General features: G+C 54.2%; 13 protein-coding genes and 1 other annotated feature. Of the genes, 10 read left to right on the top strand and 3 right to left on the bottom strand.

The window, feature by feature from the left end:
* Positions 1–17: 17 nt before the first annotated feature.
* Positions 18–3,383 (top strand): mechanosensitive channel MscK, encoded by a 3,366-nt coding sequence (mscK, locus tag IB196_RS16930; RefSeq protein WP_040232686.1) that lies wholly within the window; start codon positions 18–20, stop codon positions 3,381–3,383.
* A 75-nt stretch (positions 3,384–3,458) separates the two neighbouring features.
* Here the strand turns inward: mscK and rsmS are convergent, their stop codons facing one another.
* Positions 3,459–3,620 carry a pleiotropic regulatory protein RsmS gene (gene rsmS, locus IB196_RS16925; protein ID WP_003021750.1) on the bottom strand — a complete coding sequence of 54 codons (162 nt, stop codon included), beginning with the start codon at positions 3,618–3,620 and terminating at the stop codon, positions 3,459–3,461.
* A gap of 13 nt (positions 3,621–3,633) precedes the next feature.
* Positions 3,634–4,161, bottom strand: a complete 528-nt coding sequence (gene priC / locus IB196_RS16920; RefSeq protein WP_182290857.1) for a primosomal replication protein N'' — start codon at positions 4,159–4,161, stop codon at positions 3,634–3,636.
* 69 nt (positions 4,162–4,230) lie between these two features.
* On the opposite strand from priC, the gene IB196_RS16915 reads away from it, so the two are divergent.
* The 8 genes from IB196_RS16915 to hemH all read left to right on the top strand — a co-directional run bounded on the left by IB196_RS16915 (position 4,231) and on the right by hemH (position 12,391).
* Positions 4,231–4,608 (top strand): DUF454 family protein, encoded by a 378-nt coding sequence (locus IB196_RS16915; RefSeq protein ID WP_003847534.1) that lies wholly within the window; start codon positions 4,231–4,233, stop codon positions 4,606–4,608.
* Between the two features lie 194 nt (positions 4,609–4,802).
* Complete coding sequence (gene apt, locus IB196_RS16910) at positions 4,803–5,354, top strand: adenine phosphoribosyltransferase (RefSeq protein ID WP_005125198.1); 552 nt, start codon at positions 4,803–4,805, stop codon at positions 5,352–5,354.
* A gap of 119 nt (positions 5,355–5,473) precedes the next feature.
* On the top strand, positions 5,474–7,399 hold the full coding sequence (gene dnaX / locus IB196_RS16905; RefSeq protein WP_188231729.1) for a DNA polymerase III subunit gamma/tau: 1,926 nt from the start codon (positions 5,474–5,476) through the stop codon (positions 7,397–7,399).
* Positions 6,732–6,796: a sequence feature (DnaX frameshifting element), on the top strand. (Overlaps the previous gene by 65 nt.)
* A 57-nt stretch (positions 7,400–7,456) precedes the next feature.
* Positions 7,457–7,786, top strand: coding sequence for a YbaB/EbfC family nucleoid-associated protein (locus IB196_RS16900; RefSeq protein WP_003021764.1), 330 nt, complete (start codon positions 7,457–7,459; stop codon positions 7,784–7,786).
* A complete protein-coding gene (gene recR / locus IB196_RS16895) occupies positions 7,786–8,391 on the top strand; it encodes a recombination mediator RecR (protein WP_003021767.1) in 606 nt (201 codons plus the stop codon). Before IB196_RS16900 ends, recR begins: the two co-directional genes overlap by 1 nt.
* Positions 8,392–8,501: 110 nt before the next feature.
* Complete coding sequence (gene htpG, locus IB196_RS16890) at positions 8,502–10,376, top strand: molecular chaperone HtpG (protein WP_188231730.1); 1,875 nt, start codon at positions 8,502–8,504, stop codon at positions 10,374–10,376.
* Between the two features lie 232 nt (positions 10,377–10,608).
* Positions 10,609–11,253 (top strand): adenylate kinase, encoded by a 645-nt coding sequence (gene adk, locus IB196_RS16885; RefSeq protein ID WP_003021773.1) that lies wholly within the window; start codon positions 10,609–10,611, stop codon positions 11,251–11,253.
* Between the two features lie 175 nt (positions 11,254–11,428).
* Positions 11,429–12,391 carry a ferrochelatase gene (gene hemH / locus IB196_RS16880; RefSeq protein ID WP_188231731.1) on the top strand — a complete coding sequence of 321 codons (963 nt, stop codon included), beginning with the start codon at positions 11,429–11,431 and terminating at the stop codon, positions 12,389–12,391.
* Here the strand turns inward: hemH and aes are convergent.
* Positions 12,388–13,347, bottom strand: a complete 960-nt coding sequence (aes, locus tag IB196_RS16875; RefSeq protein ID WP_188231732.1) for an acetyl esterase — start codon at positions 13,345–13,347, stop codon at positions 12,388–12,390. The two genes, hemH and aes, sit on opposite strands and share 4 nt — an antisense overlap.
* A 153-nt stretch (positions 13,348–13,500) precedes the next feature.
* Between aes and gsk the strand changes: the two genes are divergently transcribed.
* Positions 13,501–14,805, top strand: coding sequence for an inosine/guanosine kinase (gsk, locus tag IB196_RS16870; protein ID WP_149691419.1), 1,305 nt, complete (start codon positions 13,501–13,503; stop codon positions 14,803–14,805).
* The last annotated feature ends 75 nt before the right edge of the window (positions 14,806–14,880 follow it).

Genomic DNA, 14,880 nt, shown 5'->3' with positions numbered 1-14,880 from the left:
CAGAAACATTCATTCTCATGACTATGTTGCAGCTCTATAAACGTTCACAGCATGTAATTGCTATTAGCATTCTTTTCTTCATTCTATTGCTATCCTGCCAGTCATCTGCATTTGCGCGGGCGCAACAGGGTGGTGAACTGCCGACGAAAGCGGATATCCAGAGCCAGTTAGACACGCTGAGTAAACAAAAAGATCTCTCCGCGCAGGATAAGCTGGTCCAACAGGATCTCATCGATACCGTCGCCACGCTGGATAAAATCGATCGCGTAAAAGATGAGACCGTACAGCTTCGTCAGAAAGTGGCTCAGGCGCCGGAAAAAATGCGCCAGGCAACGGATGCGTTGAATTCACTCAGCGATGTCGATAATGACGATGAAACGCGGAAAACGCTGAGCACGCTCTCTCTGCGCCAGCTTGAATCTCGTGTCGCCCAGGTGTTGGACGATCTGCAAAGTGCGCAAAACGACCTTGCAGCCTACAACAGTCAGTTGGTCTCGCTGCAAACGCAGCCAGAGCGCGTGCAAAATGCGATGTACACCGCATCACAGCAAATGCAGCAAATCCGCAATCGCCTGGATGGGACTAATGTGGGTGAGGCGGCATTACGCCCCAGTCAACAGGTGTTGCTGCAGGCGCAGCAAGCGTTGCTGAGCGCGCAGATCGATCAACAGCGTAAGAGTCTGGAAGGCAACACTGTTTTGCAGGATACCTTGCAGAAACAGCGTGATTATGTGACGGCGAATACGAATCGTCTCGAACATCAGCTTCAGTTGCTGCAGGAAGCGGTGAACAGCAAACGTCTGACGCTAACCGAAAAGACGGCGCAGGAAGCAGTCACGCCTGACGAAGCGGCTCGTATCCAGACCAACCCGCTAGTTAAGCAAGAACTTGATATTAACCATCAGCTCAGCCAGCGTCTGATTGCCGCGACCGAAAACGGCAACAGCCTGATGCAGCAAAATATTAAAGTCAAAAACTGGCTTGACCGCGCGCTGCAATCCGAACGCAACATTAAAGAACAGATTGCCGTTCTGAAAGGCAGTCTGCTGCTGTCGCGTATTCTGTATCAGCAACAACAAACGCTGCCGTCGGCGGATGAACTTGCCGATATGACCAACCGGATCGCCGACTTGCGTCTGGAGCAGTTCGAGGTCAACCAACAACGCGACGCCCTGTTCCAGAATGATGCGTTTGTCGCCAAGCTGGAAGAAGGGCACAGCAGCGAAGTTAACGGCGAAGTCCATGATGCCTTACTGCAGGTCGTGGATATGCGTCGTGAACTGTTGGATCAGCTGAATAAGCAACTGGGTAACCAGCTGATGATGGCGATTAATCTGCAAATTAACCAGCAGCAGTTAATGAGCGTGTCGAAAAACCTGAAAGGGATCCTCACGCAGCAGATCTTCTGGGTTAACAGTAACCGTCCGATGGACTGGGACTGGATCAAAGCGTTCCCGCAAACGCTTAAAGACCAGTTTAAGTCGATGAAAATCACGGTGAACTGGGAAAAAGCGTGGCCCGCAGTGTTTATTGCGTTCCTGGCGGGATTACCGCTGCTGCTCATTGCCGGGTTAATCCGCTGGCGCCTGAAATGGTTGAAAGAGTATCAGGCGAAACTAGCCGCCGCGGTGGGTAACCTGCGTAATGACAGTCAGCTCAACACGCCAAAATCGATTCTGATCGATCTCATCAGAGCCTTGCCGGCGTGCCTGATTATCCTCGCGATAGGTCTGATTTTGTTGACTATGCAGTTGAATATCAGCGACCTGCTGTGGGCGTTCAGCAAGAAGATGACCGTCTTCTGGCTGGTGTTTGGTTTGTGCTGGAAGGTGCTGGAAAAAGATGGCGTGGCGATTCGTCATTTTGGCATGCCTGCGAAACAGACCAGCCACTGGCGTCGCCAGATTGTGCGCATCAGCCTCGCGCTGTTGCCGTTGAACTTCTGGTCGGTTATTGCTGAGCTGTCGCCGCTCAACCTGATGGACGATGTGCTGGGTCAGGTGGTCATTTTCCTCAACCTGCTGCTGATCGCCTTCCTGGTATGGCCAATGTGCCGCGAAAGCTGGCGCGATAAAGAGTCGCATGGTCTGCGTCTGGTGACGATTACCGTGTTGTCTATTATCCCGATAGCATTAATGGTGCTGACGGCAACCGGCTATTTCTACACCACGCTGCGCCTGGCGGGACGCTGGATTGAAACGGTTTATCTGGTCATTCTCTGGAACCTGCTGTACCAGACCGTGCTGCGTGGATTGAGCGTCGCGGCGCGTCGAATCGCCTGGCGTCGTGCGCTGGCGCGTCGTCAGAACCTGGTGAAAGAAGGGGCGGAGGGCGCAGAGCCGCAGGAAGAGCCGACCATCGCGCTGGAGCAGGTTAACCAGCAAACGCTGCGTATCACCATGCTGGTGATGATTGCCCTGTTTGGTGTCCTGTTCTGGGCCATTTGGTCTGATTTGATCACCGTGTTCAGCTATCTCGACAGCATTACGCTCTGGCATTACAACGGCACCGAAGCGGGGGCGGCGGTGGTGAAAGACGTCACCATGGGCAGCCTGTTGTTTGCGATTATTGCCTCAATGGTAGCGTGGGCGTTGATCCGCAACTTACCAGGCCTGCTGGAAGTGCTGGTACTCTCGCGACTGAAAATGCGCCAGGGGGCATCGTACGCGATCACCACGATCCTCAATTACGCGATCATCGCCATCGGCGCAATGACGGTCTTCGGATCGCTCGGTGTTTCGTGGGATAAGCTACAGTGGCTGGCCGCCGCCCTGTCGGTTGGTCTGGGTTTTGGCTTGCAGGAAATTTTCGGTAACTTTGTTTCCGGCCTGATTATTCTGTTTGAACGCCCGGTCCGCATCGGCGATACGGTTACTATCGGTACGTTCTCAGGAACGGTCAGCAAGATCCGAATTCGTGCTACCACCATTACCGACTTCGATCGTAAAGAGGTGATCATCCCGAACAAAGCATTCGTGACGGAGCGTTTGATCAACTGGTCGCTTTCCGATACCACCACGCGTCTGGTGATCCGCATTGGCGTGGCCTATGGTTCTGATCTGGACAAAGTGAAGAAAGTGCTGCTGCAGGCGGCGATGGAGCACCCGAAAGTGATGCACGATCCGGAGCCGGCAGTGTTCTTTACGGCTTTCGGTGCCAGCACGCTGGATCATGAGCTGCGTTTATACGTGCGTGAACTGCGCGATCGTAGCCACACGGTTGATGAACTTAACCGTGCGGTCGATCGTTTGTGCCGTGAAAACGACATTGATATTGCCTTTAACCAACTCGAAGTGCATCTGCATAATGCCAAAGGTGACACAGTGACAGAGGTTAAGCGTGACATCATCAAAGGCGACGACCCGACGCCTTCGGTAGGTTAATAGAAAAGCTCATCAGGCCTGCGAGCTTCGATTCATTCGTAGGCCTGATAAGTGCAACGCTATCAGGCATTTCAGCTATAGCGCGTTTTTTGAAGATGAGAGCTGTTTCTTTTCGTAATCCCGTTTAACAATCTCCAGCGCCTTCAGCACAGTCTCAGGCGCAACCTGATTCTCTTCAAGCAAAACAATCAAATCGACGGCCAGTTTGACCTCGTCCGGGGCGTTCTCTAATGACATAAATTCTCCGGGATTAACGGGTTAAACGCGCCAGCACGTTTTCTATTCTCGCCAGTGCATGGCGACAGCGCGCCAGTCGCGCCTCGAATGCTTCTACTTCACGATGCAGTTTTTGCTGTTCTTCAAAACCCGTTGACTGAGCCAGACGCTCTTTGCGTTCACGCGTCATTTCCACCAGTCGGCGTTCAAACTCCTGGTGTTGAACCCGCTTGCGCTGCCAGCGCGCCAGGCCTGGAGATGCGTTGTCCCACTCACGGAGCGACCAGCTGGCAGTTTCACGCGAAATCGCCTCTAACTGTGAGGCAAGGTGTTCCGCCAGCCAGCTAATTTGTGGCAGTTGTTGCTGTTCGACTGCACGGCGCAAGGCGACGAGATTATCTTCAGCTTCATCCAGACAGGCCTGCAGCAACGTGCTGCGAGTGTGAAACAGATGCCTGTCAAAGCGGGCGCTCAGCGTGGCGTGATGTGCCAACGGGGCACAACGCTGCCGCAGGCGGTTAAGCTGGTTTTCAAGCGTCTGTAGCAGCATGACGGTTTTCACGACAACACTCCGATGAAAATGAGAACTGTTATGCTAAAGTAGCGATTCTCTGTGTTAAGTATTGATATTATGCAACGCATTATTCTAATCATCATTGGCTGGATAGCGGTAGTGTTAGGCACGCTGGGCGTTGTATTGCCGTTGCTGCCCACGACGCCATTTATCCTGCTGGCCGCCTGGTGTTTTGCCCGCTCATCGCCGCGCTTTCACGACTGGCTGCTGTACCGTTCGTGGTTCGGCGGGTATCTGCGTCACTGGCAAAAACACCGCGCGATGCCGCCTGGAGCGAAGCCGCGCGCGATTTTGTTGATCCTGGTGACATTTGCTATTTCACTCTGGCTGGTCAATATGATGTGGGTGCGCGGTCTGCTGCTGGTTATTCTCGCCTGTTTACTGATTTTTATGTGGCGGATCCCGGTGATTGATGAAAAACAACAAAAGCAGTAAAGCGCAATAATCGCTGTTGCAATTGTCTCTCGCAGCCAGTAAATTCGACCGTTTTCGAGCACAGGCGCAGATGGTCAAAGGTTAAGCAAGTGTAACCCTGACCCTTAATATAGACACAAAATCATTCAAGATACGTCGAGGATGAAGTGTATAGTGCGCCGTGAAGTAATACTGTATCAATCAGGCACAAACTTATGACCGCGACTGCACAGCAGCTTGAGTTTCTCAAAAATAGCATCAAAAGCATCCACGATTACCCAAAACCGGGCATTCTTTTCCGTGATGTCACCAGTTTACTGGAAGATCCGAAAGCCTACGCCCTCAGCATTGAATTGCTGGTTGAACGCTATAAAGATGCGGGTATCACTAAAGTGGTTGGCACCGAAGCGCGTGGCTTCCTGTTTGGCGCGCCGGTAGCGTTGGGTCTGGGCGTCGGCTTTGTTCCGGTACGTAAACCCCGTAAGCTTCCGCGTGAAGTGATTGCTGAGAGCTATGAGCTGGAATACGGCACCGATCAGCTGGAAATTCACGTTGATGCCATCAAACCGGGCGATAAAGTCCTGGTTGTAGACGACCTGCTGGCAACTGGCGGCACGATTGAAGCGACCGTGAAGTTGATCCGCCGTCTGGGTGGCGAAGTGACCGATGCTGCCTTTATTATTAACCTGTTTGATCTGGGCGGCGAACAGCGTCTGGAAAAGCAGGGGCTGACTTGTTACAGCCTGGTTCCATTCCCGGGCCACTAATTTCGGGCTATCTTATCCCGGCTGAAGTAATACCGAGACACACAACCTCGCCGTTGCTGCGAGGTTGTGTTAGCATTACCCTCCTGTGAATCCACCCTCCAGCCTTTCAGAGCCTGCCAATGAGTTATCAGGTCTTAGCCCGAAAATGGCGCCCACAAACCTTTGCTGACGTCGTCGGCCAGGAACATGTGCTGACGGCACTGGCGAACGGCTTGTCGTTAGGGCGTATTCATCATGCTTATTTGTTTTCCGGCACCCGTGGCGTCGGAAAAACCTCTATCGCCCGCTTGCTGGCGAAGGGATTAAACTGTGAAACCGGCATCACCGCTACGCCGTGCGGCGTGTGCGATAACTGTCGGGAAATTGAGCAGGGGCGTTTTGTCGATTTGATTGAAATCGATGCTGCCTCGCGCACCAAAGTCGAAGACACTCGCGATCTGCTGGATAACGTTCAGTATGCGCCCGCGCGCGGTCGCTTTAAGGTCTATTTGATCGACGAAGTGCACATGCTGTCGCGCCACAGTTTTAACGCCTTGCTGAAAACGCTCGAAGAGCCGCCCGCGCACGTCAAATTCCTGCTGGCGACCACCGATCCGCAGAAGCTGCCGGTGACTATCCTGTCGCGTTGTCTGCAATTCCATCTTAAAGCGCTGGATGTCGAACAGATTCGCCATCAGCTTGAGCATATTCTCAAAGAAGAGCATATCGCCCATGAACCGCGTGCGCTGCAACTGCTGGCTCGCGCCGCAGACGGCAGCCTGCGCGATGCGCTGAGTTTGACCGATCAGGCGATCGCCAGCGGCGATGGCCAGGTCTCGACCGACGCGGTCAGCACTATGCTCGGTACGCTGGACGACGACCACGCGCTCTCGCTTGTTGAAGCGGTTGTGGCCGCCGACGGCGAACGCGTGATGACGTTAGTGAACGACGCCGCCGCGCGCGGTATTGAATGGGAAGCACTGCTGGTTGAGATGTCGGCTTTGCTGCATCGTATCGCCATGGTTCAGCTTTCACCTGCCGCGCTCGGCAGCGATATGGCCGCCATTGAACAGCGTATGCGTGAACTGGCGCGAATCGTCCCACCAACCGATGTGCAGCTTTATTATCAGACCCTGTTAATTGGGCGCAAAGAACTGCCGTATGCGCCGGACAGGCGAATGGGCGTCGAAATGACGCTGCTGCGTGCGCTGGCTTTTCATCCACGCATGCCGCTCCCGGAACCTGAAGTCCCGCGCCAGTCGTTTGCCCCGGTCGCACCCACAGCGGTGATGACCCCGACGCAGGTGCCACAGCAGCAAATTGCGCCAGCGCAACAAAATGTGCCGCTCTCCGATGCCACCAGCCAGGTGCTGGCGGCACGCAGCCAGCTGCAACGCGCTCAGGGAGCAACCAAACCAAAAAAGAGTGAACCGGCAGCCGCTTCCCGCGCGCGGCCGGTGAATAATGCTGCGCTGGAAAGACTGGCTTCGGTGTCGGAACGTGTTCAGGCGCGTCCGGTGGTCTCTGCGTTGGAAAAGGCGCCGACGAAGAAAGAAGCGTATCGCTGGAAAGCGACCAATCCTGTTGCAGAAGTCAAAGAAGTCGTTGCCACGCCGAAAGCGCTGAAAAAAGCGCTTGAGCATGAAAAAACGCCGGAACTGGCGGCAAAGCTTGCGGCTGAAGCGATTGAACGCGACCCGTGGGCCGCCCAGGTGAGCCAGCTCTCGTTACCTAAACTGGTGGAGCAGGTGGCGCTAAATGCCTGGAAAGAAGAGAATGGCAACGTGGTGTGCCTGCACCTGCGTTCCTCGCAGCGGCACCTTAACTCCAGCGGCGCGCAGCAAAAACTGGCCGAAGCATTGAGTGCCTTAACGGGGTCAACGGTTGAATTGACCATCGTTGAAGATGATAATCCTGCGGTGCGCACGCCGCTGGAGTGGCGTCAGGCCATTTATGAAGAGAAGCTCGCGCAGGCGCGTGAGTCGATTATTGCGGATAATAACATCCAGACGCTGCGTCGTTTTTTCGATGCGGACCTGGACGAAGAAAGTATTCGCCCCATTTGATCGTCAGCCTAATGGTTTGATGGTCGTCATCCCTTAACGTGATTGAGAGAGAAGCCTATGTTTGGTAAAGGCGGTCTGGGTAACCTGATGAAACAGGCCCAGCAGATGCAAGAAAAAATGCAGCAGATGCAGGAAGAAGTCGCCAAGCTGGAAGTGACCGGCGAATCTGGCGCGGGTCTGGTAAAAGTGACCATCAACGGCGCGCATAACTGCCGTCGCGTGGAGATCGATCCAAGCCTGCTGGAAGACGACAAAGAGATGCTGGAAGACCTGGTTGCTGCGGCATTCAACGACGCGGCGCGTCGTATTGAAGAGACGCAGAAAGAGAAGATGGCTTCTGTTTCCTCCGGAATGCAGCTGCCGCCTGGCTTTAAGATGCCGTTCTGATGCAAACCAGCCCGCTGTTAACTCAGCTTATGGAAGCACTGCGCTGTCTGCCGGGCGTTGGCCCGAAGTCGGCGCAGCGCATGGCGTTCACGCTGCTTCAGCGCGATCGCAGCGGCGGGATGCGTCTGGCGCAGGCGTTAACGAAGGCGATGTCGGAAATCGGCCACTGTGCCGATTGCCGCACTTTCACCGAGCAGGACGTCTGCAACATCTGCTCGAACCCGCGTCGCCAGGAAAACGGTCAGATTTGCGTGGTGGAGAGTCCGGCGGACATCTACGCCATTGAGCAAACCGGGCAATTTTCCGGACGTTACTTCGTGCTGATGGGACACCTGTCGCCGCTGGACGGTATCGGGCCAGATGACATCGGGCTGGATCGTCTTGAACAGCGACTGGCGTCTGAGCAAATCAACGAACTGATCCTCGCGACCAATCCTACGGTCGAAGGAGAGGCGACCGCCAACTATATTGCTGAGCTTTGCATGCAGTATGGTGTTGAAGCCAGCCGTATCGCCCATGGCGTTCCGGTCGGCGGCGAGCTGGAAATGGTCGATGGCACCACGCTGTCGCACTCTCTGGCAGGACGACACAAGATTAAATTCTGAACAAACGGAGGCCGCGACGGCGGCTTCCGCTTGAAATCCTTCCCGCTTGTCCCCATTTCACCCTCAACGTGTTTTTACCATTGAATATGGCATTGTTGAGGTAGATCTACATGAAAGGACAAGAAACTCGTGGTTTTCAGTCAGAAGTAAAACAGCTTCTGCACCTGATGATCCATTCTCTGTATTCCAATAAAGAAATCTTCCTGCGTGAGCTTATCTCTAACGCCTCGGATGCGGCAGACAAGCTGCGTTTCCGCGCACTGTCTAACCCAGACCTGTATGAAGGTGACGGTGAGCTGCGTGTGCGTGTTTCCTTCGATAAAGATAAGCGTACGTTGACCATTGCCGATAATGGCGTGGGGATGAACCGTGATGACGTTATCGATCATCTGGGGACCATTGCGAAATCCGGCACCAAATCTTTCCTCGAATCCATGGGCTCCGATCAGGCGAAAGACAGCCAGTTGATTGGTCAGTTCGGGGTTGGTTTCTACTCTGCCTTCATCGTGGCGGACAAAGTCACCGTGCGTACCCGTGCTGCGGGTGATAAACCGGAAAACGGCGTGTTCTGGGAGTCTGCGGGCGAGGGTGAGTACACCGTTGCTGATATTACCAAAGAAGACCGCGGTACCGAAATTACTCTGCATCTGCGCGAAGGCGAAGACGAGTTCCTCGATGACTGGCGCGTACGTTCCATCATCAGCAAATATTCCGACCATATCGCGCTGCCGGTAGAGATCGAAAAATCCGAAGAGAAAGACGGCGAGACCGTGGTTTCCTGGGAAAAGATCAACAAGGCGCAGGCGCTGTGGACGCGTAACAAGTCGGAAATCAAAGACGACGAGTACAACGAATTCTATAAGCATATCGCCCACGATTTCACCGATCCGCTGACCTGGAGCCACAACCGTGTGGAAGGTAAGCAGGAATACACCAGCCTGCTGTATATCCCGTCGCAGGCGCCGTGGGATATGTGGAATCGCGATCACAAGCATGGTCTGAAACTGTACGTCCAGCGTGTATTCATCATGGACGATGCCGAGCAGTTCATGCCGAACTACCTGCGCTTTGTCCGTGGTCTGATAGATTCCAACGATCTGCCGCTGAACGTTTCTCGCGAGATCCTGCAGGACAGCACCGTCACCCGTAACCTGCGCAGCGCGCTGACCAAACGCGTACTGCAGATGCTGGAAAAACTGGCGAAAGACGACGCGGAAAAATACCAGACCTTCTGGAAACAGTTCGGTCTGGTGCTGAAAGAAGGCCCGGCGGAAGATCATGGTAACCAGGAAACTATCGCTAAGCTGATGCGCTTCGCGTCTACGCACACTGACTCTTCCGCACAGACCGTGTCGCTGGAAGACTATATCTCCCGTATGAAAGAAGGGCAGGAGAAGATCTACTACATCACCGCAGACAGCTACGCGGCGGCGAAGAGCAGCCCGCATCTGGAACTGCTGCGTAAGAAAGGCATCGAAGTCCTGCTGCTTTCTGACCGCATCGATGAGTGGATGATGAACTACCTGACCGAGTTCGATGGCAAACCGTTCCAGTCCGTGGCGAAAGCCGACGAGTCTATCGACAAACTGGCGGATGAAGTTGACGAGTCGGCAAAAGAAGCGGAAAAAGCGCTGACGCCGTTTGTTGAGCGCGTGAAAACCTTGCTGGGCGATCGCGTAAAAGAAGTGCGTCTGACTCACCGTCTGACCGACACCCCGGCTATCGTCACCACCGATGCGGACGAAATGAGTACCCAGATGGCGAAACTGTTCGCCGCTGCGGGCCAGGCTGTGCCGGAAGTGAAATATATCTTTGAACTGAACCCGGACCACGTGCTGGTTAAACGCACGGCGGATACCCAGGACGAAGCGCAGTTCAAAGAGTGGGTTGAACTGCTGCTGGATCAGGCGCTGTTCGCCGAGCGCGGCACGCTGGAAGATCCGAACCAGTTCATCCGTCGTATGAACCAGTTGCTGGTGTCCTGATAACCATCATCTAATGCCGGATGGCGCTAACGCTTATCCGGCCTACAACATCTTTTTGATCGTAGGCCGGATAAGGTGTTTACACCGCTATCCGGCAATTTCTTTCCTTATTTTCAATTTTCCCGCCATTAACCGTTTCAGCGCAGACTACCTTCCTTGAGCCAATTGCGTGATGGTGGTATCGTTTAGCGCTTTTTAAAAAATATCGACAACCTTTAAGGGGATTTTCGTAATGCGTATCATTCTGCTTGGCGCTCCGGGCGCGGGTAAAGGAACTCAGGCTCAGTTCATCATGGAGAAGTATGGTATTCCGCAAATCTCCACCGGTGATATGCTGCGTGCCGCCGTGAAATCTGGCTCCGAGCTGGGCAAACAAGCGAAAGACATCATGGACGCCGGTAAGCTGGTGACTGATGAGCTGGTGATCGCGCTGGTAAAAGAGCGTATTGCTCAGGAAGACTGCCGTAATGGTTTCCTGCTCGATGGCTTCCCGCGTACTATTCCGCAGGCAGATGCCATGAAAGAAGCGGGTATCAACGTGGACTACGTTCTGGAATTCGACGTACCTGACGAGCTGATCGTTGACCGTATTGTAGGTCGCCGCGTACACGCAGCTTCTGGCCGCGTTTACCACATCAAATTCAACCCGCCTAAGGTTGAAGGTAAAGACGACGTGACCGGCGAAGAGCTGACCACCCGTAAAGACGATCAGGAAGAGACCGTACGCAAGCGCCTGGTGGAATACCATCAGATGACCGCACCGCTGATCGGCTACTACTCTAAAGAAGCGCAGGCGGGTAACACCAAATACGCGAAAGTTGACGGCACTCAGGCCGTGGCTGACGTTCGCGCAGCGCTGGAAAAAATCCTCGGTTAATTTTTAACGCGGTTAATGCCGGATGGCGGTGTATACACCTTATCCGGCCTACGATGTTTTGTAGGCTTGATAAGCGCCATCAGGCAAATTCTCGTCTTACCTCTCACAGCAATTAGTTCTTCTTTACCGCTTTTCCGCTACAATTATCAACAATTTGAATCGATAAGAGGCGGTAATGCGTCAGACGAAAACCGGTATCCTGCTGGCAAACCTCGGCACTCCCGATGCCCCAACCCCCGAAGCCGTTAAGCGCTACCTGCGCCAGTTTTTAAGCGATCAACGCGTAGTCGATACGTCCCCTGCACTGTGGTGGCCGTTGCTGCGTGGTGTGATTTTGCCGCTGCGAGCGCCGCGTGTGGCAAAACTGTACCAGTCAATCTGGATGGAAGACGGTTCCCCGCTGATGGTCTACAGCAAGGCGCAACAGCAGGCGCTGGCACAACGTCTGCCGGATACGCCTGTCGCACTGGGGATGAGCTACGGTTCGCCGTCGCTCGAAAGCGCGGTCGATGAACTGCTGGCAAGCGGGGTTGAACACATGGTGGTGTTACCGCTGTACCCGCAATATTCCTGTTCGACAGTGGCGGCAGTCTGGGACGAGCTGGCGCGCATCTTAGCGCGTAAACGCGGTATTCCTGGCGTCTCATTTATTCGTGATTACGCCGATGACAGCAGCTACATTGATGCGCTGGCCAGGAGTGCCCGGGATTCATTTGCTCAACATGGCGAACCTGATTTACTGCTGCTCTCCTATCACGGCATTCCGCAGCGCTACGCCGATGAAGGCGATGACTACCCGCAGCGCTGTCGCGATACGACGCGTGAGTTGGTTTCAGCGCTGGGTCTGCCGCCGGAAAAAGTCATGATGACCTTCCAGTCTCGCTTTGGCCGCGAACCCTGGCTGACGCCGTATACCGACGAAACGTTAAAAATGCTGGCGGAGAAAGGGACCCGACATATCCAGGTTATGTGTCCGGGCTTCGCGGCTGATTGTCTCGAAACGCTGGAAGAGATAGCGGTGCAGAACCGGGAGATTTTCCTTGAGGCTGGCGGTAAGCAATATGAATATATTCCGGCGTTGAATGCCGCACCGGAACATATCGAAATGATGGTTAAACTGACCGAAGCCTACCGCTAAAGCTGTTGCTTAAAGAAACGCGCGCCATCCTGCAGGGCATCGTCGGCGGTTTTCATCATCCGCGAATAGTGCAGGAAGGCGTGCAGCGTGCCGGGATACATTTTGTACTGGCAGGGCTGCTGATGTGCCTGTAACGTCTGGAATAATAAGCGGCTATCGTCAATCAGCGGATCGAACTCCGCACCGGCGATAAAACACGGCGGTACGTCGCGCGTCAGATCGTTGTTAAACAGGCAATAGTACGGTGACTCGCGATCGTCAGCGCTACGTAGGTACGCGTTTTCGTACATCTGCAAGTCCTCGCGGGTTAAACCATCCCACGCGCCGCCCATCAGCCGTCGGCTCAGTGAATCCTGCAGCCCGTAAAGCCCATACCACAACAGCACGCCAGCCACCTTGCCGCAGGCAATGTTGTTGTCTCGCAGCCACAGAGTGCTGGCTAGCGCCAGCATCGCGCCGGCGGAATCGCCCGCAAAACCAATCGTATTGATATTGAGGGGATAGTCGCCAGCATGTTGATGATAGTACTGGCAAACGGCGACGATCTCTTCGATAGCTTGTGGGTAGCGCGCTTCCGGCGACAGCGAATAGTCGATGCCAATAACTGTGCACTGGGTGTAGTGCGCCAGTAAACGCATAATGCGATCGTGGGTATCCAGATTACCGAGAATAAAGCCGCCGCCGTGCAGGTAATACAGCGTCGCCTGGCTTTGGGGCTGCGGAGCGTAGATGCGTGTGGCAACGGGGCCGCAGGCGGTAGAAATCACGCATTCGCGGGTAGCTATCTGCGGGGCATCGGCATTCCACAGTCGCCGTTCATGAATGTAGTGTTGGCGCTGGGCCACGAAGTCATCGGCAGCGGGCCACGGCGGCAAATCGTCGCGATGAAAATTCACCACGCTTTTCATTTCATCCGAAATTTTGTCGAGTACGGGGATTTTGTTTTCCGGCTTCATAAAACGCTCCTTGTGGACGATGATTTATTGTAGAAACTGAGAGCGGATAAACTGCGATCCCGCCGTCCGATATTGAAACTTAGCGCCGCATCGCATGCATATCAGGTAATGTGCTACCATGCATCGCTCAGTTAACCACCCATATAATCGACCATGAAATTTCCCGGTAAACGTAAATCCAAACACTATTTTCCCGTCAGCGCGCGCGATCCGTTGCTGCAACAAATTCAGCCAGAAAATGAAACCAGTGCGGCCTGGGTTGTCGGTATCGACCAAACGCTGGTCGATATTGAAGCCAAAGTGGATGATGATTTTGTAAAACGTTATGGATTAAGCGCCGGGCACTCTCTGGTGATTGAAGATGATGTTGCGGAAGCGCTCTACCAGGAACTGGTACGCGAAAACCTGATCACCCATCAGTTTGCAGGCGGCACCATCGGTAACACTATGCATAACTACTCCGTGCTGGCGGATGACCGCTCGGTACTGTTGGGTGTGATGTGCAGTAATATCGAAATTGGTAGCTACGCGTATCGCTATTTATGCAACACCTCCAGCCGCACCGATTTGAACTATCTACAGGGTGTAGATGGCCCGATTGGCCGCTGCTTTACGCTGATTGGTGAATCCGGCGAACGCACATTTGCCATCAGCCCCGGTCACATGAACCAGTTGCGCGCGGATAGCATCCCTGAATCAGTCATTGCCGGGGCTTCCGCGCTGGTGCTGACCTCCTATCTGGTACGTTGTAAGCCGGGCGAGCCGATGCCGGAAGCGACCATGAAGGCGATTGAATATGCCAAAAAACACAATGTGCCGGTGGTACTGACGCTGGGAACTAAATTCGTTATTGCGGATAACCCACAGTGGTGGCAGGAATTTCTGAAAGAGAATGTCTCTATTCTGGCGATGAACGAAGAAGAAGCTGAAGCGCTGACCGGTGAAAACGATCCGCTGCTGGCGTCTGACAAGGCGCTGGACTGGGTGGATCTGGTGCTATGCACTGCGGGCCCGGCAGGTCTGTATATGGCGGGCTTTACGGAAGAAGAAGTCAAACGTAAAACCCAGCATCCACTGCTGCCTGGAGCGATTGCCGAATTCAACCAGTACGAGTTTAGCCGCGCCATGCGTCATAAAGACTGTACTCATCCGCTGCGTGTATATTCGCACATCGCGCCGTATATGGGCGGGCCAGAAAAGATCATGAATACCAACGGTGCTGGCGACGGCGCACTGGCGGCATTGCTGCATGATATTACCGCTAACAGCTATCACCGCAGCAACGTGCCTAACTCCAGCAAGCACAAGTTCACCTGGCTGACCTATTCGTCATTAGCGCAGGTGTGTAAATATGCTAACCGCGTGAGTTATCAGGTGCTGAACCAGCATTCCCCACGTCTGACGCGCGGTTTGCCGGAACGTGAAGACAGTCTCGAAGAGTCGTACTGGGATCGCTGAGTTCTTGCCCGATGGCGCTACGCTTATCGGGCCTACGCGTAGCAATATGTAGGCCGGATAAGGCGTTTTACGCCG

It is taken from the genome of Citrobacter sp. C6_1 (assembly GCF_014596835.2).
GTDB lineage: Bacteria > Pseudomonadota > Gammaproteobacteria > Enterobacterales > Enterobacteriaceae > Citrobacter > Citrobacter pasteurii.
Note: the sequence above shows the minus strand (reverse complement) of the source record. Positions and strands in the feature narration are given on the sequence as shown.

Excerpts from the sequence above, each read along its gene's own strand:
- mscK (WP_040232686.1), top strand. The coding sequence starts at position 18 with ATGACTATGTTGCAGCTCTATAAACGTTCACAGCATGTAATTGCTATT.
- rsmS (WP_003021750.1), bottom strand. The coding sequence starts at position 3,620 with ATGTCATTAGAGAACGCCCCGGACGAGGTCAAACTGGCCGTCGATTTG.
- IB196_RS16915 (WP_003847534.1), top strand. The coding sequence starts at position 4,231 with ATGCAACGCATTATTCTAATCATCATTGGCTGGATAGCGGTAGTGTTA.
- apt (WP_005125198.1), top strand. The coding sequence starts at position 4,803 with ATGACCGCGACTGCACAGCAGCTTGAGTTTCTCAAAAATAGCATCAAA.
- dnaX (WP_188231729.1), top strand. The coding sequence starts at position 5,474 with ATGAGTTATCAGGTCTTAGCCCGAAAATGGCGCCCACAAACCTTTGCT.
- IB196_RS16900 (WP_003021764.1), top strand. The coding sequence starts at position 7,457 with ATGTTTGGTAAAGGCGGTCTGGGTAACCTGATGAAACAGGCCCAGCAG.
- recR (WP_003021767.1), top strand. The coding sequence starts at position 7,786 with ATGCAAACCAGCCCGCTGTTAACTCAGCTTATGGAAGCACTGCGCTGT.
- htpG (WP_188231730.1), top strand. The coding sequence starts at position 8,502 with ATGAAAGGACAAGAAACTCGTGGTTTTCAGTCAGAAGTAAAACAGCTT.
- adk (WP_003021773.1), top strand. The coding sequence starts at position 10,609 with ATGCGTATCATTCTGCTTGGCGCTCCGGGCGCGGGTAAAGGAACTCAG.
- hemH (WP_188231731.1), top strand. The coding sequence starts at position 11,429 with ATGCGTCAGACGAAAACCGGTATCCTGCTGGCAAACCTCGGCACTCCC.
- aes (WP_188231732.1), bottom strand. The coding sequence starts at position 13,347 with ATGAAGCCGGAAAACAAAATCCCCGTACTCGACAAAATTTCGGATGAA.
- gsk (WP_149691419.1), top strand. The coding sequence starts at position 13,501 with ATGAAATTTCCCGGTAAACGTAAATCCAAACACTATTTTCCCGTCAGC.